The following is a 20,195-nucleotide window of genomic DNA, read 5'->3' on the forward strand; positions in this document are numbered from 1 at the left end:
CTAGTCGCCCGCCTCGATGGCGAACAGCAGCGTGCCCAGCATGGCGGCCAGCTTGTCCGCCTCCTGGCGGCCGAGGGGCCGCAGCAGTTCCGCCATCGCCTCGAAGTGGCGGGCGATGGCCTCGTCGGCCAGCGCCTTGCCTTCGGGCGTGAGCCGCACGATCACGCCGCGGCGATCGTTGGGGTCCGGTTCGCGCACCACCAGGCCGCGCTCCTGTACGCGGTCGATGCGGTTGGTGACGGCGCCCGAGGTCAGCAGCGACACCTTGATCAGGTCCGAAGGCTTGAGCGCGTATTCCGGGCCGCAGCGGCGCAGGGTGACGATCAGGCTGAAGGTCTCCCAGCTCAGCCCCATGGGCGCCAGCCATTCCTCGGCATGCCGCACCATGTGCGTGGACAGGCGCGACAGGCGGCCGATGATGCCCAGTGGCCAGGGATCGAGATCGGGGCGTTCGCGCTTCCAGTCGTCCAGCAGTTGCTGGACGGAGTCGCGCCGCGGAGGAGGGGGGGACGCAGGGGGCAAGGGACTGATTCTCGACGCCGTTTCGATTGCGTCGAACTCTATCACGAGCCGCGCGGCCGGTTCACGCCGGCGGCAGGTAGCTCAGGTCCACATAGCGGGCGGGGTCGCTTAGCGCCGCGGCCTGGCCAGCGTGGCGGTTGCGCAGCGCCAGCACGGTGGCGATGCCGGTCATGCTGGGCCGCAGATCGCGGATGAGGCCGGTGGCGGGGGCCAGCAACACGTCCAGGGCGCGCTCGCTCAGGGTCGGATCGAGGCCGGGCGCGTGCCTGCGCAGCAGGGCGGCGGCGCGCGGGCCCGCGTCCGGCCTGGTCAGCCAGTCCAGCGAGGCGCGGTAGGCGCGCGTGAATGCCCGGAGCGTTTCGCCCGACGTGGCCGCCCAGGCGCGTTGGCAGAAGGCGGCCGATCCCATGTAGTCGTCCAGCCAGTGCGCGCCCGGCAGGATACGGCAGCCGGCTTCCTGCGCCAGCAATTCGTACGGGGTGCGCAGCAGCGTGGCCGCATGCCGGCCCGCCAGCAATGCCGCGTGGCGCTGGCTGGTGCCGCCGGCGGGCACGATCTCGACCTCGCCGGGCAAGATGCCGTGCGTGGCCAGCAGTTCGCGCAGCACGAAGGCGAATCCGGTGGAAAGGGCGTCCACCGACAAGGTATGGCCGCGCAGCTCGTCGTAGCTTCGGATGCCGGGCCCGGCGACCAGGCTCAGAAAGCCCCGGTCGCCGCCCAGGAAGGCCACCAGGTCGGGGCGGGTGCCGGGGATGCGGGCATGGCCCTCCTGGTAGGCCACGAGATTGTCGATGCCGGCGATGGCGACCTGGACTTCGTCGCGCAGCAGGCGCTCGACCAGTTCGGCCGAACCGCCGACATAACGCAGTTCGATGGGCACCCCATGGCTTGCGAAGAAGCCCTGGTCGATGCCGGCCCACAGGGGCAGGTTCCATCCGCCGTCGAACACGGCCACGCGCAGGGTATCGATCGCCATGGCGGCCTCAGTTGACGGCGGCGCCGGAGGCGCGTACTACCGGCCCCCAGCGGTCGATCTCGCTGCGTATCAGGCGCGCGAACTCCTCGGGCGTGCCGCCCAGGATTTCCATGCCCTGGCCCTCGAGTTTCTCGCGCACCGACGGCTCGCGCAGGGTTTCCTGCAACGCGCGGTTGAGCTGGTCGACCACGGGCTGCGGCGTGCCCGCCGGCGCCACGAGACCGAACCAGGCCGAGACGTCGAAGCCCGGCAGGCCTTGTTCGGCGATGGAGGGAACGTCAGGCAGGCTGGCCAGCCGCCGGGCCGAGGTCAGGCCCAGCGCGCGCAATTGGCCGGCCTGGATCTGGCCGGCGGCGACGGGAACGCTCAGAAAGGTCATGGCCACGTCGCCCGCCAGCACCGCGTTCATGCTTTGTGGCGCGCTCTTGTAGGGCACGTGCATCAGCTTGATGCCGGCCCGCGACGCGAACATTTCGCCCGCCAGGTGCTGCGAGGTGCCGCTGCCGCCGGACGAGTACGCCAGGTCCGGTGTCTTGCGGGCCGCGGCGAGAAGATCGGGAATGGAGCGTATGGGCGACCTGGCCGCCACCACCAGCACGTTGGGATTGGAGGCCACCGTGCCGATGGGCTTGAAGTCCTTGACGGGATCGAAGGGCATGCGGGCATACAGCCAGGGGTTGATGCCGTGCGTGCTGATCGAGGCCAGCAGCAGCGTATGGCCGTCGGCGGGCGCCTTGGCGACCAGTTCGCCGGCGATGTTGCCGCCCGCGCCCGGCCGGTTGTCGACGACGACGGTGTGTCCCAGGCGGCGGGACAGATCCACGCCGATGATGCGGGACAGGATGTCGGCCGAGGAGCCGGGGCCGCTGGTGACGACCAGCGTGACGTTCCTGCTGGGATAGGTGTCCGCGTGAGCGGCGAGGCAAAGCGAGCTGATGCAGAAAGCGAGCAAGGCGCGGCGTGGCATGGAAGTCTCCTGGGTGGCGCAGGGGCGGGAGGGGGATCAGACCACGGCAATGGCCTGGATTTCGACCACGATGCCCGGACGGGCGAAATGCGACACCGTGATCAGGGTACTGGCGGGAAAGCCGGTGCTGCCGAGCAGCTCGGCGCGGATGTCGACGAAGCGGTCGCCGTGCCGGGGATCGTCGATGAACACGGTCATCCAGACCAGGTTGCGCAGGTCCGCGTCGCAGCGGGCCAGGGTTCCCTGGATCAGCGAGAAGCAGGCCCGCACCTGGGCTTCGAACTGGCCGGAGATGTCGCGGCCCTGCGCGTCCTCGGTGGTGGTCTGCCCCGCCAGCCAGATGGTGCGGCCGCCTTCCGAGACGACGGCGGGCGAAAAGGCGCGTTGCTGCTGGTAAGGGGTGCCTTCTAGGCGGGTGATCCTGGCTTGCACGATGCATGTCCTGTGGAAGGGTGGAACGTGCAGTTATCTTATCATTAAGAATCTTAATGTAAAGATATTTATGGCGCGTCGGACATTGCGCTTTATGCTTTGAAGGTACGCCTGCGTCCATCGGCGCAGGACGGCGGTATTGCCGCGACACGCAAAAGGAACCCATCGAGATGGCACAGGCTACGACGTATACGGATACCCAGCTCTTCATCGACGGCAAGTGGAGGGATGCCGCCGATGGCAAGACCCTTGCCGTGGTCAACCCCGCGACCGGCAGGGAAATCGGCCGCGTGGCCCACGCCAGCCGGGCCGACCTGGAGCAGGCCGTCGAGGCGGCGCAGCGCGGCTTCGCCACCTGGAACGGCATGACCGCCGCCAAGCGCAGCGAGATCATGCGCAAGGCCGCCGGGCTGATGCGCGAGCGCGCGGGCGAGATCGCGCCGCTGATGACCCAGGAGAACGGCAAGCCGCTGGCCGAAGCCAAGGGCGAGACGCTAGCTGCCGCCGACATCATCGAGTGGTTCGCCGAGGAGGGCTTCCGGGTGTACGGCCGCATCGTGCCCTCGCGCGGCAGCCTGGCGCAGCGCCAGATGGTGCTCAAGGACCCGGTCGGGCCGGTGGCGGCGTTCACGCCGTGGAACTTCCCGATCAACCAGGTGGTGCGCAAGCTGGCGCCGGCACTGGCCGCGGGCTGCTCGGTGGTGGTCAAGGCGCCCGAGGAAACCCCCGCCGCGCCGGCCGCCTTGATCCGCGCCTTCCAGGATGCCGGCCTGCCGCCTGGCGTCCTGGGGCTGGTGTATGGCGACCCGGCCGAGATCTCGGGTTTCCTGATCCCGCATCCGGCCATCCGCAAGATCACGTTCACGGGTTCGACCGCGGTCGGCAAGCAGCTCGCCGGGCTGGCGGGCCAGCACATGAAGCGCGTGACCATGGAGCTGGGCGGCCATGCGCCGGTCATCGTCTGCGAGGACGCGGACGTCGCCCTGGCGGTGAAGTCCGCGGGCGGCGCCAAGTTCCGCAATGCCGGCCAGGTCTGCATCTCGCCGACGCGTTTCCTGGTCCATGAAAGCGTGCGCGCCGAATTTGCCGCCGAGCTGGCGAAGTGGGCGAAGGGCCTGCGCGTCGCCGACGGCCTGGCCGAGGGCACGCAGATGGGTCCCTTGGCCAATCCCCGCCGCCTGGTCGCCATGTCCGGCTTCCTGGACGACGCGGTCCAGAGGGGCGCCCAGGTGCTGGCCGGCGGCAAGCGCATCGGCGAAGTCGGCAATTTCTGGGAGCCGACCGTCCTGGCCGACGTGCCGCTCGATGCCCGCATCTTCAACGACGAACCCTTCGGCCCTGTTGCCGCCATCCGCTCCTTCAACACGCTGGACGAGGCGATTGCCGAAGCCAACCGGCTGTCGTACGGCCTGGCCGGCTACGCTTTCACGAGCTCGCTGAAGAACGCCGACCTGATTGCCCGCAAGGTCGAGGTCGGCATGCTGTTCGTCAACATGCCGGCCGTTCCGACGGCCGAGATGCCGTTCGGCGGGATCAAGGATTCGGGCTTCGGCTCCGAAGGCGGTCCGGAAGCGGTCGAGGCGTACCTGAACACGCGCGCCGTCAGCGTGATGAACGTCTAGGGCCGTTCCGTTCAGGCGTCCGCGCGGACGCCTCAGGCCTGGATGGCGTCGAGTTCTTCCTGCACGCCCAGCCAGGCCTCCTCGATCTCGCCCAGCCGCTTCTGCAGGTCGCCGTGTTCGGCCAGCACGCGGCGGCATTCGTCCCGGCGGGCATCCTCGTACAAGCCGGGATCGGCGATGAGCTGGTCCAGTTCGCGCTTGCGCGCCTCCAGCTTCTGCATGTCCTCTTCCAGCTTCCTGAGCCGGGTCTCCAACGGCTTGCGCAGGGTGGACAGGCGCTGCCGGCTCTCGGCTTCCAGCCGCCGCTGGGTCTTGCGGTCGACGCCGCCTTCGGCGGAGGCAGCGGTGGCGGACGAGGCGGACGCGTTGCCGCCCTGGCGGTTGGCCAGCCAGTCGCGGTAGTCTTCCAGGTCGCCGTCGAATTCGTGCACGCCGCCGTCGGCGACGATCCAGAAGCTGTCGACGGTGGTCCGCAACAGATGCCGGTCGTGCGAGACCAGCAGCATGGTGCCTTCGAACTCGGCCAGCGCCTCGGTCAGTGCCTCGCGCGTGTCGACGTCCAGGTGGTTGCTGGGTTCGTCCAGCAGCAACAGGTTGGGTTTTTTCCAGACCACCAGCGCCAGCGCCAGGCGGGCCTTCTCGCCGCCCGACATGGGGCCCACCTTGGCCAGCGCGAAGTCGCCCGAGAAGCCGAAGCCGCCCAGGTAGTTGCGCAGGTCCTGTTCGCGCGCCTCGGGGGCGAGGCGGGCCAGGTGCAGCAGCGGCGTCGCCTCGGCATCCAGCATGTCGAGCTGGTGCTGGGCGAAGTAGCCGACGGCCAGCCCGCGGGCTTCCTTGCGCTCGCCGCCCAGCGGCTCGATTTCGCCCGCCAGGGTCTTGACCAGCGTACTCTTGCCCGCGCCGTTGGCGCCCAGGATGCCCACCCGCGCGCCGGCGCGCACCGACAGCTTGACGCCGTCCAGGATGGGCGCGTCCGGATAGCCGGCGCGCACGCCGTCCAGCGACAGCAGCGGATCGGGCATGTGGTCGGGCGAGGGGATGCTGATGTCGATGCCCGCCGCCGCGCGCATGGGCGCCAATACCTGCATCCGCGCCAGCGCCTTGACCCGGCTCTGGGCCTGCTTGGCCTTGCTGGCCTTGGCCTTGAAGCGGTCGATGAAGCTTTGCAGGTGGGCAGCTTCGCGCTGTTGCTTGTCGTAGGCGATCTGGTTCTGCCGCAGGCGCTCGGCGCGCTGCGTCAGGAAGTCCTCGTAGCCGCCCTTATAGCGCACCAGCTTGCCCTGGTCGAAATGCAGGATGGTCCGGGCCACCGCGTCCAGGAACTCGGTATCGTGCGAGATCACCAGCACGGTGCCGGGGTAGGACGCCAGCCAGCGTTCCAGCCACAGCATGGCGTCCAGGTCCAGGTGGTTGGTGGGCTCGTCCAGCAGCAGGAGATCGGACGGCGCCATCAGCGCGCGCGCCAGGTTCAGGCGCATGCGCCAGCCGCCCGAGAAGCTCGCCACCGGCTGGCGGAATTCTTCTTGCGAGAACCCCAGGCCGACCAGCAGTTGCTCGGCGCGCGACTGCGCCGAGAACGCGCCGGCGTCGGCCAGTTCCGCTTCCAGTTCGGCCAGGCGCAGGCCATCGCGGTCGACGTCGACCGCGGCGCGCTCGGCCTGCAGGCGGCGCAGGCGCGTGTCGCCGTCGATGACGAAGTCCAGCGCCTCGCGGCCGGTGTCGTGGATTTCCTGCGCGATCGACGCGATGCGCCAACCGGCCGGGATGTCGAGGTTGCCCGCGTCAGATTCCAGTTGGCCGTTCAACAGCGCGAACAGCGTGGACTTGCCCGCGCCGTTGGGGCCCACGATGCCGACGCGCTCGCCGGGATGGACCACGAAGTCGGCGCCGTCCAGCAGCACCTTGGTGCCGCGCCGAAGCGTAATGCCTGATGCTCGTATCACCGCGGGAACCGCCTTGTTTGCACGCTCTCCAGTGCAGCTCGGCAAAATCGCCGTTCTTCAGCCGTCGGGTTGTACCCCAGGAAACCGCGGATCTGGCTCCGCCAGTCCGCCAGTTTCGCCCCCGGGACCCGGCGCCGGGCCGCCCCAAGGCGGGTCCCAGCCCCCATGGGGGGCTGCCGCGTAGCGGCTGGGGGTCCACCATAGGGGGCGCGCGTCAGCGCGTAGGGAGGGGCCTTCATACTAATTGGTCCTGCCTGAGCAGCAACACTTTGTCGTCGCCGCCGGAGGTGCTCAGCCATACGGGGTCGATATGGGGAAAGGCCTGCTCGAAATAAGCTTTCTCGTGGCCCAGCTCCAGCACCAGGATCCCGTCGGGCTGCAGGAATTCAGCCGCCTGGGCCAGCAGCGGACGGATCAGGTCCATCCCGTCCGCGCCCCCGGCCAGCGCCAGACTGGGCTCGTGCCGGTACTCCGCCGGCAGCGCATTCATGGAATCGGTATTGACGTAGGGCGGGTTGCACAGGATCAGGTCGTACTGCGCGGGCGGCAGCGCCTCGAACAGATTCGACTGATGCAGCGCGATGCGATCCTGCAGACCGTAGTCGTCGACGTTGATGCGGGCCACGTCCAGCGCGTCCTTCGAGATGTCCACCGCGTCCACCTGCGCGTGCGGGAACGTCTCCGCCGCCGCGATCGCCAGGCAGCCGGAACCGGTGCACATGTCCAGCGCCCATTCCACGGCGTAGGGGTCGTCGATCCAGGGCGCGAGGCCGTCGTCCAGCAGCTCGGCGATGTAGGAGCGCGGCACGATGACCCGCTCGTCGACGTAGAAACGGCGGCCGCGCAGCCACGCTTCGTTGGTCAGGTAGGGAGCGGGCAGGCGCTCGTCGATGCGGCGGTCGATGATGGCCAGCACGGCCTCGCGCTCGCCATCGAGCACGGCGGCATCGACGAAGGGCTCGAGCCGGTCGATGGGCAGATGCAGCGTGTGCAGGACCAGGTAGACGGCTTCGTCGTAGACGTCGAGCGTGCCGTGGCCCAGCGCGATGCCGGCGGCATTGAAGCGGCTCACGGCATAGCGGATCAGGTCGCGGACGGTGCGCAGGGAATGGAAATCGGCAGTGGGCATATCGGTATCCTGATTCAGGGCGCGGGGGATCCGGCCTTGCCGGTCCGCCGGCGCCGCCCGCGGGGGCGCGCGCGTAAGCGCCTAGGAGGAAGCATCACCTCAGCAGCGCTTCCAGCGTCCGGCGGTAGACGTTCTTCAGCGGCTCCAGGCTATCCACGGCGATGTGTTCGTTGACCTTGTGGATGGTGGCGTTGACCGGGCCGAACTCCACGACCTGCGGGCAGATCCGGGCGATGAAGCGGCCGTCGGAGGTGCCGCCGGTGGTGGACAGCTCGGCCTCGATGCCGAGCTCGGCGGCGATGGCGTCGCCCAGCGCGCTGCACAGCGTTCCGCGCGGCGTCAGGAAAGGCAGGCCGCTCAGGGTCCAGTCCACCGTGTATTCGAGCTGGTGGCGATCAAGGACGGCGAGCACGCGGGTTTTCAGGTCGTCGGCGGTGCTGGCGGTGGAAAAGCGGAAATTGAAGTCGATGACCGCTTCGCCCGGCACGACGTTGGTGGCGCCCGTGCCGCTGTGGAAGTTGGAAATCTGGAAGGTGGTGGGCGGGAAGTATTCGTTGCCCCGGTCCCATTCGGTGGCTGCCAGCTCGGCCAGCGCGCCCGCGCACTGGTGGATGGGGTTGCGCGCTTTTTCCGGATAGGCGACGTGGCCCTGGATGCCCTTGACCACGAGCCGCCCGGACAGCGATCCGCGGCGGCCGTTCTTGATGGTGTCGCCCAGTTGCACGGACGACGTGGGTTCGCCCACGATGCAGTAGTCCAGGCGCTCGCCCCGGGCCACGAGCTGCTCGCAGACCTTGACGGTACCGTCGGTGGCCGGCCCTTCCTCGTCGGAGGTGATCAGGAGGCCGATCGAGCCGGGATGGTCGGGGTTGTGCGCGATGAATTCCTCGGCCGCAACCACGAAGGCGGCGATCGAGCTTTTCATGTCGGCCGCGCCGCGGCCGTACAGGTTCCCGTCGACCTGCGTGGGCACGAACGGGTCGGTATGCCATTGCTCGCGCGGGCCGGGCGGCACCACGTCGGTGTGGCCGGCGAAGACCACCAGCGGCCCTTCGGCGCCGCGCCGCGCCCACAGGTTGACCACCCCGCCGCCCGCGATGGTTTCGCAGGCGAAGCCGAGCGCCGCCAGGCGTTGGGCCAGCAAGGCCTGGCAGCCTTCGTCCTCGGGCGTGACCGAGGGACGGCGGATCAGTTCTTCAACCAGGGACAGGACGGAAGTGGTCATGGCGAGTGCGTTGGAAAGTCCGGGGTCAGGCGCGCAGCAGGTCGTTGATGCTGGTCTTGACGCGGGTTTGCGCATCGACGCGCTTGACGATCACGGCGCAGTTCAGGCTGTACTTGCCGTCGGCCGAGGGCAGGCTGCCGGGCACGACCACCGAGCCCGAGGGCACGCGGCCGTAGGTGATCTCACCGGTTTCGCGGTTGTAGATCTTGGTGCTCTGGCCGATGAACACACCCATGGACAGGACCGAGTTTTCCTCGATGATCACGCCTTCGACGACTTCCGAACGGGCGCCGATGAAGCAGTTGTCTTCGATGATGGTGGGGTTGGCCTGCAGCGGTTCGAGCACGCCGCCGATGCCCACGCCGCCCGACAGGTGCACGTTCTTGCCGATCTGCGCGCACGAGCCCACGGTGGCCCAGGTATCGACCATGGTGCCTTCGTCGACGTAGGCGCCGATGTTCACGTAAGAGGGCATCAGCACGGCGTTGCGGGCGATGAACGAGCCGCGGCGGGCGGCGGCGGGCGGCACGACGCGGAAGCCGCCTTGCTTGAAGTCCTCGGCGCTGTAGCCGGCGAACTTGCTGGGTACCTTGTCGTAGAACTGCAGGGCGCTGCCCGGGCCGGTGCCCATCACGACGTTGTCTTCCAGGCGGAAGGACAGCAGCACGGCCTTCTTGATCCACTGGTGGACGGTCCAGTCGCCGTTCTGCTTCTCGGCCACGCGCAGTTCGCCCTTGTCCAGCCCGGCAAGGACGTGCTCGACGGCTTCGCGGACGGCGGCGGGGGCAGAAGAGGGCGACAGCGAGGCGCGGTCTTCCCAGGCTTGTTCGATGACGGTCTTGAGGTCTTGGCTCATGGTCGGATATCCAATAGAAGGACCCCCCTACGCGCTTGCGCGCGTCCCCCGAGGGGGCGGCACTGGCGGACCGGCGGAACCGGATCCGCTGTGCCCTGGGTGGGGTGTGTTTACATGCGGTATGGGTGTTCTAGTCGTTCATGCGATGCGGCTGGTCGGCAGCGAGCGGGCGTAGCGGGCCAGGCGGTGGGCCGCCTCGACGCATTCGTCCAGCGGCGCCACCAGCGCCAGGCGTACGCGGTTGGCCCCGGGGTTGCCGGCGGGGGTCTCGCGCGCGAGGTAGCTGCCCGGCAGGGCCGTGACGTTTTCTTGCGCCAGCAGGCCGCGGGTGAACTCGGCGTCGTCGATGGGCGTGCGCGGCCAGAGGTAGAACGAGGCCTGCGGGCGCTGGATATCCATCGCCTCCTGCAGGATGGGCAGGACAGCGTCGAATTTCTCGCGGTACATGCGCCGGTTCTCGCGCACGTGTTCCTCGTCGTTCCAGGCCGCGATGCTGGCCGCCGAGACCACGTCGCTCATCGCGCTGCCATGGTAGGTGCGGTACAGCAGGAACCTGGCCAGCAGCCTGGCGTCGCCCGCCACGAAGCCGGAGCGCATGCCGGGCACGTTCGAGCGCTTGGACAGGCTGGAGAACACCACGATATTGTGGAAGTCGCCGCGGCCCAGGCGGTGGGCCGCCTCGAGCGCGCCCAGCGGCGGCTCGGCCTCGTCCAGGTAGATCTCGGAATAGCACTCGTCCGAGGCGATGATGAAGCCGTACTTGTCGGCCTGCTCGAACAGGTACTTCCATTCGTCCAGGTCCATGACGTTGCCCGCCGGATTGCCGGGCGAGCAGACGTAGACCAGCCGGGTCTCTCCCCATTCGGCGGGCGAGACCGAGGCCCAGTCGCAGCCGAAGTTGCGCGCCGGGTCGGCGTTGACGAAGGTGGGACGGGCGCCGGCCAGCAGCGCGGCGCCTTCGTAGATCTGGTAGAACGGGTTGGGACACAGCACGCGGGGCTGCCGCGCGCCGTCGATCACCACCTGCGCGAAGGCGAACAAGGCCTCGCGCGAGCCCAGCACGGGCAGCACCTGCGTGTCGGGATCGATCGCGGGCAGCCCGTAGCGCCGTTCCAGCCAGCCGGCGATGGCGGCGCGCAGCGCGGGCGAGCCCTTGGTGGGGGGGTAGCCCGACAGCCCGGACAGGTTCTGCCGGATGGCGTCCTCGATGAAAGCCGGCGTGGCGTGCTTGGGCTCGCCGATGGACAGGCTGACGGGACGCAGGCTGGCGGGCGGCACGACATCGGCATACAGCGCGCGCAGTTTTTCGAAGGGATAGGGCTGCAGCAGCCCGAGGCGTGGATTCATGGCCGCGATTGTAACCTCGGGGCGGGCATTTTGCCGTGGGGCCGCCCCAAGGCAACAAGCGCCCTCCGGGGGGGGCAGCGGTCGCGTAGCGGCTAGCCGGCCTGCCTGGTTCCCGACGCCAGGTCCCCGCAGGGCTGCGTGAAGGAGTAGCCCACGCCCCGGACGGCCTCCAGGGGCAGGGTGATGCCGTGCCGCTGGGCCTTGCGGCGCAGCCGGCTGACCAGGACCGCGACGTTGTGCAACTGGCGGGCGCCGTCCTTGGCCGAGACGGCCTGCCATTGGGCGAAGGTCAGGGTACGGTTGCGCTCGCCGAAAAGATGGCTGATGAACTGCCATTCGGTCAGGGTCAGCGGCAGGCTGCGGCCTTCGGGGCTCGTCAGGCGGCGCGGGGGCGTGGACAGGAGCCACAGCGCCGGCGTGGGCGTCTCGGGCGGCGGTTCGGCCAGGCGCGGCGCGGCCAGGGCGAGATGGCGCCGCATGGCGCGCAGGATGGGCAGCAGCTCGGCGCTCGGATCGGCGCCCAGCACGCGGACTTCCACATGGGGCTTGTCGGCGGCCTGGCCGGGATCGGGCGGGATGTAGACGAGCCGGGTCAGCGAATAGCTGTCGAACGCCGCCGCCCGCGCCGCGTCGGCAAGCACCACCGGGTTCTTGCCCGCTCGCAGCAGCGCATGCACTTCCTGCGAGCTGGTGCAGACGTAGACGCTGAAGCCGGCACGCATCAGCTCGTCCGCGATTTCGTAATCGCGGCCGGTCTCCCCGAGCAGGACGGCGACTTCTGGCGTATGGGTTTCTATCATTGCGGGTAAGAATGCGTTGCGGGATTGCAATGGCAATCTATCCCAACGTTTTGGTGAGGATGATCAATAACGGTAAACGGGCGCCCCGCCGGGGCCGCTACGTGCGCGCCGAGCGAAAACAATGGTTGGCGGGCCGGCGGGGCCGTCGCCCCCGGGCGGGAGGCGGGGGGCGCCGGGCCTTTTCGGAGACTCGGGTTACAATCCGGTTTCTGATGTGCGACCGTGGCGAAATTGGTAGACGCAACAGGTTTAGGTCCTGTCGGGAGAAATCCTGTGGAGGTTCGATTCCTCTCGGTCGCACCACAAGTTTGAACAACCCTGGTGGTGTCCGGCCGCAGCCGGCAAGGCGGCTTCCGGAGCCCCCGCGCGGCGCTGCGGCGCCGCACGGGGGCTGTGGCACAATTCGCGAATGCCCGGATCGATCTCTGGTTGCGGTGCCTCTCGCGGCGCGGGTGTCCGGTTCTGTCGATTACACATACTCAATATAGGTTTTTGCATGCAGCCTGTGGTTGAAACCCTGTCGGGGCTTGAGCGCCGCGTTGATCTTTCCGTGCCGGTGGCCGACATCGAAAAAGAAGTCGAGACGCGCCTCAAGCGCCTGGCCCGCACCGCCAAGATGCCGGGCTTCCGTCCCGGCAAGGTCCCGCTGCCCATGCTGGCCCGTACCTACGGTCCCGAAGTGCGCATGGAAGTGCTGAACGCCAAGATCGGCGACGCCCTGGAAAAGGTCGTGGCCGAGTCCAAGCTGCGCCTGGCGGGTTCGCCGTCCGTCGAGCCCAAGACCGAAGGCGTGGCCGACGACGTGGTGGCCTTCAGCGCCACGTTCGAGGTCTACCCGGAAGTCGCCATTCCCGACCTGACCGCCCTGGAAGTCACCAGCGCCAAGAGCGAAGTGGGTGATGCCGAGGTCGATCGCACGGTGGACATCCTGCGCAAGCAGCGCGTGACGTTCGAAGAGCGCGAAGGCCGGGCCGCGGGCGACGACGACCGCGTGACGCTGGACTTTGCCGGCACCATCGACGGCGTCGCGTTCCAGGGCGGTACCGCCGAGGACTTCCCGTTCGTGCTCGGCCAGGGCCGCATGCTGCCCGAGTTCGAAGCGGCCGCGCGCGGCATGAAGGCCGGCGAGACCAAGGTGTTCCCGCTGACGTTCCCCGCCGACTACGGTTCGGCCGAAGTCGCCGGCAAGACCGCCGAGTTCACCATCACCGTCAAGAAGGTGGAAGAGGGCGTGCTGCCCCAGGTCGATGCCGAGTTCGCCAAGCAACTGGGCCAGGCCGAAGGCGACGTCGAGAAGCTGCGTGCCGACATCCGCGCCAACCTCGAGCGCGAAGTGCGCAGCCGCACCCAGGCCCGCACCAAGTCGAGCGTGATGGATGCGCTGGCCAAGGCCGCGACCTTCGACATTCCCAAGGCCCTGGTCAACGACGACACCGAGCGCCGCATCGAAGCGGCCCGCGAGGACCTGCGCCAGCGCGGCGTGCCCAACGCCGACAAGCTGCCGATCCCGGCCGAGGCCTTCGCCTCGGAATCCGAGCGCCGCGTGCGCCTGGGCCTGCTGGTTTCGGAGCTGGTCAAGGCCGAGAACCTCAAGGCCAAGCCCGACCAGATCCGCGCCCGCATCGAGGACTTCGCCCAGAGCTACGAGAAGCCCGAGGAAGTCGTGCGCTACTATCTGACGGACAAGGCTCGCCTGGCCGAAATCGAGGCCATCGTGCTCGAGGACAACGTCGTCCAGCACGTGCTGTCCAAGGCCAAGGTCAAGGACGAGCAAGTCTCCTTCGATGAATTGATGGGAACTGCCTAATGCAACGCTTCGTAGATTTCTACGCATCCATGTACGGGGCCGAGTCTCTCGGCCCCAAGGCCCTCGGCTACGTGCCGATGGTGATCGAACAGTCCGGCCGGGGCGAGCGTGCGTACGACATCTACTCGCGTCTGCTGAAAGAGCGGATCATCTTCCTGGTGGGCCCGGTGGCCGATGCCACCGCCAACCTGATCGTGGCCCAGCTCCTGTTCCTGGAGTCGGAAAATCCCGAGAAGGACATCTCGCTGTACATCAACTCGCCCGGCGGGTCGGTGTACGCGGGCATGGCCATCTATGACACCATGCAGTTCGTCAAGCCCGACGTGGCCACGCTCTGCACCGGCCTGGCCGCCAGCATGGGCGCTTTCCTGCTGGCCGCCGGCGCCAAGGGCAAGCGGATCTCGCTGCCCAATTCCCGCATCATGATCCACCAGCCCTCGGGCGGCGCCCAGGGCCAGGCGACGGATATCGAAATCCACGCGCGCGAGATCCTGTACCTGCGCGAGCGCCTGAACCGGATCCTGGCCGAGAACACCGGCCAGCCGATCGAACGCATCGCGGTGGACACCGAGCGCGACAATTTCATGTCGGCGGCCGATGCGCTATCGTATGGCTTGATCGACAAAGTCTTCAGCAGTCGTACCGAACAGGGTTGAGCATGTCGGAAAAGAAAGGGTCGAACGAGAAGCTGCTCTATTGCTCGTTTTGCGGCAAGAGCCAGCATGAGGTTCGCAAGCTGATCGCCGGACCGTCGGTGTTCATTTGCGATGAGTGCATCGACCTGTGCAACGACATCATCCGTGACGAAGTGGCCGCCGACGTCAAGACCGGCGCCAAGTCCGAACTGCCCACGCCGGCCGAGATCAAGGAGATCCTCGACCAATACGTGATCGGCCAGACCCGGGCCAAGCGGATCCTGTCGGTGGCGGTGTACAACCACTACAAGCGCATCCGTCATGCCGGCGGCAAGACGGACGACGTCGAGTTGTCCAAGAGCAACATCCTGCTGATCGGCCCCACCGGTTCGGGCAAGACGCTGCTGGCCCAGACGCTGGCCCGCCTGCTGAACGTGCCGTTCGTGATCGCCGACGCCACCACGTTGACCGAGGCCGGCTACGTGGGCGAGGACGTCGAGAACATCATCCAGAAGCTGCTGCAGAACTGCAACTACGATGTGGAAAAGGCCCAGCGCGGCATCGTCTACATCGACGAGATCGACAAGATCTCGCGCAAGGCCGACAATCCGTCCATCACCCGCGACGTGTCGGGCGAAGGTGTGCAGCAGGCCCTGCTCAAGCTGATCGAGGGTACCGTCGCCTCCGTTCCCCCGCAGGGCGGCCGCAAGCACCCGAACCAGGATTTCGTGCAGATCGACACGACCAACATCCTGTTCATCTGCGGCGGCGCGTTCGACGGGCTGGAGAAAGTCATCCGCGGCCGCACCGAAAAGTCCGGCATCGGCTTCGGCGCCTCGGTCAAGGCGGAGTCGGAGCGCTCGGTCAGCGCGCTGTTCGGCGAAGTCGAGCCCGAGGACCTGATCAAGTTCGGCCTCATCCCCGAACTGGTCGGCCGCCTGCCCGTGGTGGCGACGCTGGACGAGCTGAACGAGGAGGCCCTGATCCAGATCCTGGTCGAGCCCAAGAACGCCCTGGTCAAGCAGTTCCAGAAGCTGCTGGCCATGGAAGGCGCCGAACTGGACGTGCGGCCCCAGGCTCTCCTGGCCATCGCCCAGAAGGCGCTCAAGCGCAAGACCGGCGCCCGCGGCCTGCGCTCCATCATCGAAGCCGCGCTGCTCGACACCATGTACGAACTGCCCACCCAGGGCAACGTCGTCAAGGTCGTCCTGGACGAAAACGCCATCACCGGCGAAGGCATCCCCCTCCTGATCTACGGCGACAAGCCCAAGGTCGCCAATAAGTAGGGCCCCCCCTACGCGCTGACGCGCGCCCCCCAGGGGGCGGCACTGGCGGACCGGCAAAGCCGGATCCGCTGTGCCCTGGGTCTGGGGAACGATCAGGAAAAGAAAACGGCCTTGTTTGCGCGCAAGGCCGTTGTTCTTTTCCAATCCAGCCAGGCGTTTGGCAGTATCGCCAGTCTCCGCCAGCCCGTTGTTACCCCAGGATGCGGTGGATCCGGCTTTGCCGGTCCACCCGCATCGCCCCCTGGGGGGCGCCCGAAGGGCGTAGGGGGGGACCCCACCTATGCTACATTGGGCCATGGCGTGTAAATCAATGGCCTGTGGGCGAATGATGACTCTGCGCCTCTCTTCGGGTTCATACGCTTTTCCCGGGCGTGCTGTGCGGGAAAAGGGCATGCGCCCGGCAGTTCCAGCAGACCACGTTGCCCGCCGACGCTTGAAATCCACGCTTACGCCCTCATCCTGATTGCATTCAAATTCGAGGACGAATCATGTCTGCGAGCCAGATACTCCCTCCCGAACCGATCGAGTTGCCGCTGCTTCCGCTGCGCGACGTGGTCGTATTTCCGCACATGGTCATCCCGCTGTTCGTGGGCCGGCCCAAGTCCATCAAGGCGCTGGAAGCCGCGATGGAAGCCGGCAAGAGCATCATGCTGGTGGCCCAGAAGTCGGCCGCCAAGGATGAGCCCTCGGCCGACGACATCTACGAGATCGGCTGCCTGGCCAGCATCCTGCAGATGCTCAAGCTGCCCGACGGCACCGTCAAGGTGCTGGTCGAGGGAGCCCAGCGCGCCCGTATCACGCGCATCGACGACCTGGGCGCGCATTTCGCCTGCGAACTGGTGCCCATCGATCCCGACCGGGGCCAGGGCTCGGAAACCGAGGCCCTGCGGCGCGCGATCGTGTCGCAGTTCGACCAGTACGTCAAACTGAACAAGAAGATCCCGCCGGAGATCCTGACTTCGCTGTCGGGCATCGACGAGCCTGGCCGGCTGGCCGACACCATCGCGGCGCACCTGCCGCTCAAGCTGGAACAGAAGCAGAAGATGCTCGAGGTGTTCTCCACCTCCGAGCGCCTGGAAGCGCTGCTGGCCCAGCTCGAGACCGAGATCGACATTCTCCAGGTCGAGAAGCGCATTCGCGGTCGCGTCAAGAAGCAGATGGAGAAAAGCCAGCGCGAGTACTACCTGAACGAGCAGGTCAAGGCCATCCAGAAGGAACTGGGCGAAGGCGAGGACGGTGCCGACTTCGAGGAACTCGAGAAGAAGATCATCGCCGCCCACATGCCCAAGGAGGCCAAGAAGAAGGCCGATGCCGAGCTCAAGAAGCTCAAGCTGATGTCGCCCATGTCGGCCGAGGCTACCGTGGTGCGCAACTACATCGACACGCTGGTCGGCCTGCCGTGGAAGAAGAAGAGCAAGGTCAACAATTCCCTGCCGCACGCGGAAGAGGTGCTCAACGACGACCACTACGGGCTCGAGAAGGTCAAGGAACGCATTCTTGAATACCTTGCGGTGCAACAGCGCGTGGACAAGGTCAAGGCGCCGATCCTGTGCCTGGTCGGCCCTCCGGGGGTCGGCAAGACCTCGCTCGGCCAGTCGATCGCCAAGGCGACCAACCGCAAGTTCGTGCGGATGGCGCTGGGCGGCGTGCGCGACGAGTCCGAGATCCGCGGCCACCGCCGTACCTATATCGGTTCGATGCCGGGCAAGATCCTGCAGAACCTCTCCAAGGTCGGCGCGCGCAATCCGCTTTTCCTGCTCGACGAAGTCGACAAGATGGGCATGGATTTCCGTGGCGATCCGGCGTCGGCGCTGCTCGAGGTGCTGGATCCGGAACAGAACCACACCTTCCAGGACCACTATGTCGAGGTCGATTTCGACCTGTCCGACGTGATGTTCGTGGCGACCAGCAACACGCTGAACATTCCGCCGGCGTTGCTGGACCGGATGGAGGTCATCCGCCTGTCGGGTTACACCGAAGACGAGAAGGTGCACATCGCCATGCAGCATCTGCTGCCCAAGCAGATGAAGAACAACGGGCTGAAGGCCGAAGAGCTCAAGGTCGAGGAATCGGCCCTGCGCGACATCGTGCGCTACTACACCCGGGAAGCGGGCGTGCGCGCGCTGGAGCGAGAGGTCAGCAAGATCTGCCGCAAGGTGGTCAAGGGCCTGCTGCTCAAGGGCGACAAGCGGCAAGTGGTCGTCACGGCGGACAACCTGAACGACTATCTGGGCGTGCGCCGTTACACCTTCGGCGTGGCCGAGAAGGAGAACCAGATCGGCCAGGTGACCGGTCTGGCATGGACCGAGGTGGGCGGCGACCTGCTGACGATCGAAGTGGCGGTCATGCCGGGCAAGGGCGCCATCCAGCGCACCGGTTCGCTGGGCGACGTCATGAAGGAGTCGGTCGAGGCCGCGCGCTCGGTGGTGCGTTCGCGCGCCCGCCGTCTGGGCATCGATCACGCCGTGTTCGAGAAGAAGGACATGCACGTGCACGTGCCCGAGGGCGCCACGCCCAAGGACGGTCCGTCCGCGGGCGCGGCGATCACCACGGCCATCGTTTCCTCGTTGACGGGCATTCCGGTGCGCGCCGACGTGGCGATGACCGGCGAGATCACGTTGCGCGGCGAAGTCCTGCCCATCGGCGGCCTGAAAGAGAAGCTGCTGGCGGCGCACCGCGGCGGTATCAAGACCGTGCTGATTCCGGAGGAGAACGCCAAGGACCTGGCGGAGATTCCGGATACGGTCAAGAACCACCTCGAGATCGTGCCGGTCCGCTGGATCGACCGGGTGCTCGAACTCGCGCTGGAGCGGCTGCCCGAGCCATTGCCCGAGGAAGAGGCCGCGAAGGCCGAGGGCAAGGTCGAGGCCCATGTGGCCGCCGAAGGCGGAGCGGCCACGGATCCCGTCATGAAGCACTGATCCCGAGGTCCGGGGCATGGAAGAGGGCACGCAAGTGCCCTCTTTTTTTCGTCACATGCGGAAACATGAGGTTTTACGCGGTTTTCCAGCGGGTTTCCCTTGACACGACTTTCTGCCCGAGGATTAAATAGCCGTCTGCGTTTCGTACCCGTAAGAGCAGTCCCGGCGGGGTACGTCGCTCTTCGGGGGTGCCCCTTGCGGACTCGCATCGGGACCAAAAATTTTTTCCACAGATAGACCTTGTGAGGGGCCTAATGAACAAGACCGAGCTTATCGACCACATCGCCAAGCAAGCCGACATTTCCAAGGCGGCTGCCGGCCGTTCGCTGGATGCGCTGGTGGGAGCGGTGAAAACGACGCTCAAGAAGGGCGGCACGGTGACGCTGGTCGGTTTCGGCACTTTCGCGGTGAGCGCTCGCGCGGCCCGCACCGGCCGTAACCCGCGCACCGGCGAAGCCATCAAGATCAAGAAGGCCAAGGTGCCGAAGTTCCGTCCGGGCAAGGCGCTGAAAGACGCCGTCAACTAAGGCGCACGCACTTCGTGACGAGAAACCCTGGTTTGGCGCCAGGGTTTTTTTTCGTCCCTAGGTTGCCGGTCCCAACGCGTGATACGTCCGCGAAAAATAGAACAGGCCGGCCGGCGCCTCTCCCGTGCGTAAGCCCTGGACCTCGCATAACATGACGGTGTGCGTGCCCTGCCGCGTCGTGTCGACGATGCGGCAGTCGAACGCGGCCATCGCGTCCTCCAGGACCGGCGAGCCCGTTTCCAGGCGGCTCCACGCGCCTTGCGCGAACCGGCCGTCCATGTCCCCGCCGCCGCTGAACCGGCGCGACAGGGGTTTGTGGCCGGCGGCCAACGTGTTGACGCACAGTACGCCGTTGGCCAGCGTCGCGTCGTGGGCCGACGAGCGCCGGTTCAGGCACACCAGCAGCATGGGCGGGTCGTCGGTCACGCTGCAGACGGCCGAGGCCGTCAGGCCCACGCGGCCCGCGGGGCCCGCGCTGGTGACGATGTGCACCGAGGCGCCCAGGCGGGCCATGGCGGCGCGATAGGCGCTGCCGTCGGGGTGGGGGGGAGCAACAGGATGCGAGGTCATGGCGGGCTTCTCCTGCGGTCTCAGTCCAGGTGGGCAACGACACGGCACGACAGTCCCGTCGAGCCCTGGAAGCCGGTCCATCCCGTGCAGACCAGGAACGTCCGGTCGCCGGCCTGGGCATGCAATCTGTCCACATTGGCCAGATTCTCGATGACGTAGCCGCCGCGGCTGCCCACGATGCGGTCCGCGGTGTTGTGCTCGGGGCCGGGCCGCATACCGGGAAAGTCCAGGCCGATGAAGCCGGTATCGCGCTCGGCCAGGTGCCGGACCAGGTCCCACGAGAATTTCGGCTGGTTCTGGTAGTACGGGCGGGAGCCGTAGACGTGGCGGGCGAGATGACCGGTATGGAAGATGAGGAAGTCGCCGGCCTGGAACTCGCGGCCGGCCAGGACCGTGAGGCCGATTTCGTCGCCGGCGTCCCGCGCGTCGATCAAGAGGCCTCGCCGCATGCAGTAGTGGGCGGGCGGGAAGGCCTGGCCGCCGTAGACGTCGAGATGGGTGCCGATGTGGCCGCGCGACATGTAGCTGTCGGGATCGGCGCTGGCTTTGGCGATAATGGGGTCCTGGATGTCGATGGAAAGCGTGAGGTCGATGTACATGAGGGGCTCCGGTTGATGACGCCTGCATCAT

At 67.3% G+C, this 20,195-nt stretch carries 18 protein-coding genes and 1 tRNA gene; 7 read left to right on the top strand and 12 right to left on the bottom strand.

Annotated features, from left to right (window positions below; genetic code table 11):
- The 4 genes from CDO46_RS21310 to CDO46_RS21325 form a co-directional block, all read right to left on the bottom strand.
- Positions 1-522, bottom strand: a complete 522-nt coding sequence (locus tag CDO46_RS21310) for a MarR family winged helix-turn-helix transcriptional regulator (RefSeq protein ID WP_087840602.1) — start codon at positions 520-522, stop codon at positions 1-3.
- 61 nt (positions 523-583) lie between these two features.
- Positions 584-1,498: an ABC transporter substrate-binding protein gene (locus CDO46_RS21315; protein WP_087840603.1), complete on the bottom strand. Its 915-nt coding sequence runs from the start codon at positions 1,496-1,498 to the stop codon at positions 584-586.
- Between the two features lie 7 nt (positions 1,499-1,505).
- A complete protein-coding gene (locus CDO46_RS21320; protein ID WP_087840604.1) occupies positions 1,506-2,465 on the bottom strand; it encodes a tripartite tricarboxylate transporter substrate binding protein in 960 nt (319 codons plus the stop codon).
- Positions 2,466-2,501: 36 nt separating this feature from the next.
- Positions 2,502-2,897 carry a RidA family protein gene (locus CDO46_RS21325; protein ID WP_238160008.1) on the bottom strand — a complete coding sequence of 132 codons (396 nt, stop codon included), beginning with the start codon at positions 2,895-2,897 and terminating at the stop codon, positions 2,502-2,504.
- 170 nt (positions 2,898-3,067) lie between these two features.
- On the opposite strand from CDO46_RS21325, the gene CDO46_RS21330 reads away from it, so the two are divergent.
- Complete coding sequence (locus CDO46_RS21330; protein ID WP_087840605.1) at positions 3,068-4,519, top strand: NAD-dependent succinate-semialdehyde dehydrogenase; 1,452 nt, start codon at positions 3,068-3,070, stop codon at positions 4,517-4,519.
- A gap of 32 nt (positions 4,520-4,551) precedes the next feature.
- On the opposite strand, the gene CDO46_RS21335 is transcribed toward CDO46_RS21330, so the two are convergent.
- The 6 genes from CDO46_RS21335 to CDO46_RS21360 form a co-directional block, all read right to left on the bottom strand.
- Positions 4,552-6,462, bottom strand: a complete 1,911-nt coding sequence (locus tag CDO46_RS21335) for an ABC-F family ATP-binding cassette domain-containing protein (RefSeq protein ID WP_087840606.1) — start codon at positions 6,460-6,462, stop codon at positions 4,552-4,554.
- Between the two features lie 235 nt (positions 6,463-6,697).
- Positions 6,698-7,591 (bottom strand): 50S ribosomal protein L3 N(5)-glutamine methyltransferase, encoded by an 894-nt coding sequence (prmB, locus tag CDO46_RS21340; protein WP_087840607.1) that lies wholly within the window; start codon positions 7,589-7,591, stop codon positions 6,698-6,700.
- Between the two features lie 94 nt (positions 7,592-7,685).
- Positions 7,686-8,816: a succinyl-diaminopimelate desuccinylase gene (dapE, locus tag CDO46_RS21345; RefSeq protein ID WP_087840608.1), complete on the bottom strand. Its 1,131-nt coding sequence runs from the start codon at positions 8,814-8,816 to the stop codon at positions 7,686-7,688.
- A 25-nt stretch (positions 8,817-8,841) separates the two neighbouring features.
- A complete protein-coding gene (dapD, locus tag CDO46_RS21350) occupies positions 8,842-9,672 on the bottom strand; it encodes a 2,3,4,5-tetrahydropyridine-2,6-dicarboxylate N-succinyltransferase (RefSeq protein ID WP_087840609.1) in 831 nt (276 codons plus the stop codon).
- A gap of 138 nt (positions 9,673-9,810) precedes the next feature.
- Entirely contained in the window at positions 9,811-11,019 is a 1,209-nt protein-coding gene (gene dapC, locus CDO46_RS21355) for a succinyldiaminopimelate transaminase (protein WP_087840610.1), read from the bottom strand.
- A gap of 92 nt (positions 11,020-11,111) precedes the next feature.
- Positions 11,112-11,819 carry a helix-turn-helix domain-containing protein gene (locus CDO46_RS21360; protein WP_087840611.1) on the bottom strand — a complete coding sequence of 236 codons (708 nt, stop codon included), beginning with the start codon at positions 11,817-11,819 and terminating at the stop codon, positions 11,112-11,114.
- Between the two features lie 216 nt (positions 11,820-12,035).
- Here CDO46_RS21360 and CDO46_RS21365 point away from each other — a divergent pair.
- The 6 genes from CDO46_RS21365 to CDO46_RS21390 all read left to right on the top strand — a co-directional run bounded on the left by CDO46_RS21365 (position 12,036) and on the right by CDO46_RS21390 (position 18,995).
- Positions 12,036-12,122, top strand: a tRNA-Leu gene (locus CDO46_RS21365).
- A 193-nt stretch (positions 12,123-12,315) separates the two neighbouring features.
- Entirely contained in the window at positions 12,316-13,626 is a 1,311-nt protein-coding gene (gene tig / locus CDO46_RS21370) for a trigger factor (protein ID WP_087840612.1), read from the top strand.
- Positions 13,626-14,282, top strand: coding sequence for an ATP-dependent Clp endopeptidase proteolytic subunit ClpP (gene clpP / locus CDO46_RS21375; protein WP_087840613.1), 657 nt, complete (start codon positions 13,626-13,628; stop codon positions 14,280-14,282). The genes tig and clpP overlap by 1 nt, the downstream gene beginning before the upstream one ends.
- 2 nt (positions 14,283-14,284) lie before the next feature.
- Positions 14,285-15,547 carry an ATP-dependent Clp protease ATP-binding subunit ClpX gene (clpX, locus tag CDO46_RS21380; RefSeq protein WP_087840614.1) on the top strand — a complete coding sequence of 421 codons (1,263 nt, stop codon included), beginning with the start codon at positions 14,285-14,287 and terminating at the stop codon, positions 15,545-15,547.
- Positions 15,548-16,035: 488 nt separating this feature from the next.
- Complete coding sequence (lon, locus tag CDO46_RS21385) at positions 16,036-18,468, top strand: endopeptidase La (protein WP_087840615.1); 2,433 nt, start codon at positions 16,036-16,038, stop codon at positions 18,466-18,468.
- A 188-nt stretch (positions 18,469-18,656) separates the two neighbouring features.
- The gene (locus tag CDO46_RS21390) at positions 18,657-18,995 is read left to right on the top strand and encodes an HU family DNA-binding protein (protein WP_165404624.1); all 339 of its coding nucleotides are present in this window, start codon (positions 18,657-18,659) and stop codon (positions 18,993-18,995) included.
- Between the two features lie 57 nt (positions 18,996-19,052).
- On the opposite strand, the gene CDO46_RS21395 is transcribed toward CDO46_RS21390, so the two are convergent.
- Complete coding sequence (locus CDO46_RS21395) at positions 19,053-19,565, bottom strand: flavin reductase (RefSeq protein ID WP_087840617.1); 513 nt, start codon at positions 19,563-19,565, stop codon at positions 19,053-19,055.
- 20 nt (positions 19,566-19,585) lie between these two features.
- Positions 19,586-20,164, bottom strand: a complete 579-nt coding sequence (locus CDO46_RS21400; protein ID WP_087840618.1) for a cyclase family protein — start codon at positions 20,162-20,164, stop codon at positions 19,586-19,588.
- Positions 20,165-20,195: the final 31 nt, after the last annotated feature.

The organism is Pigmentiphaga sp. NML030171 (assembly GCF_002188635.1).
Lineage (GTDB): Bacteria > Pseudomonadota > Gammaproteobacteria > Burkholderiales > Burkholderiaceae_B > Pigmentiphaga > Pigmentiphaga daeguensis.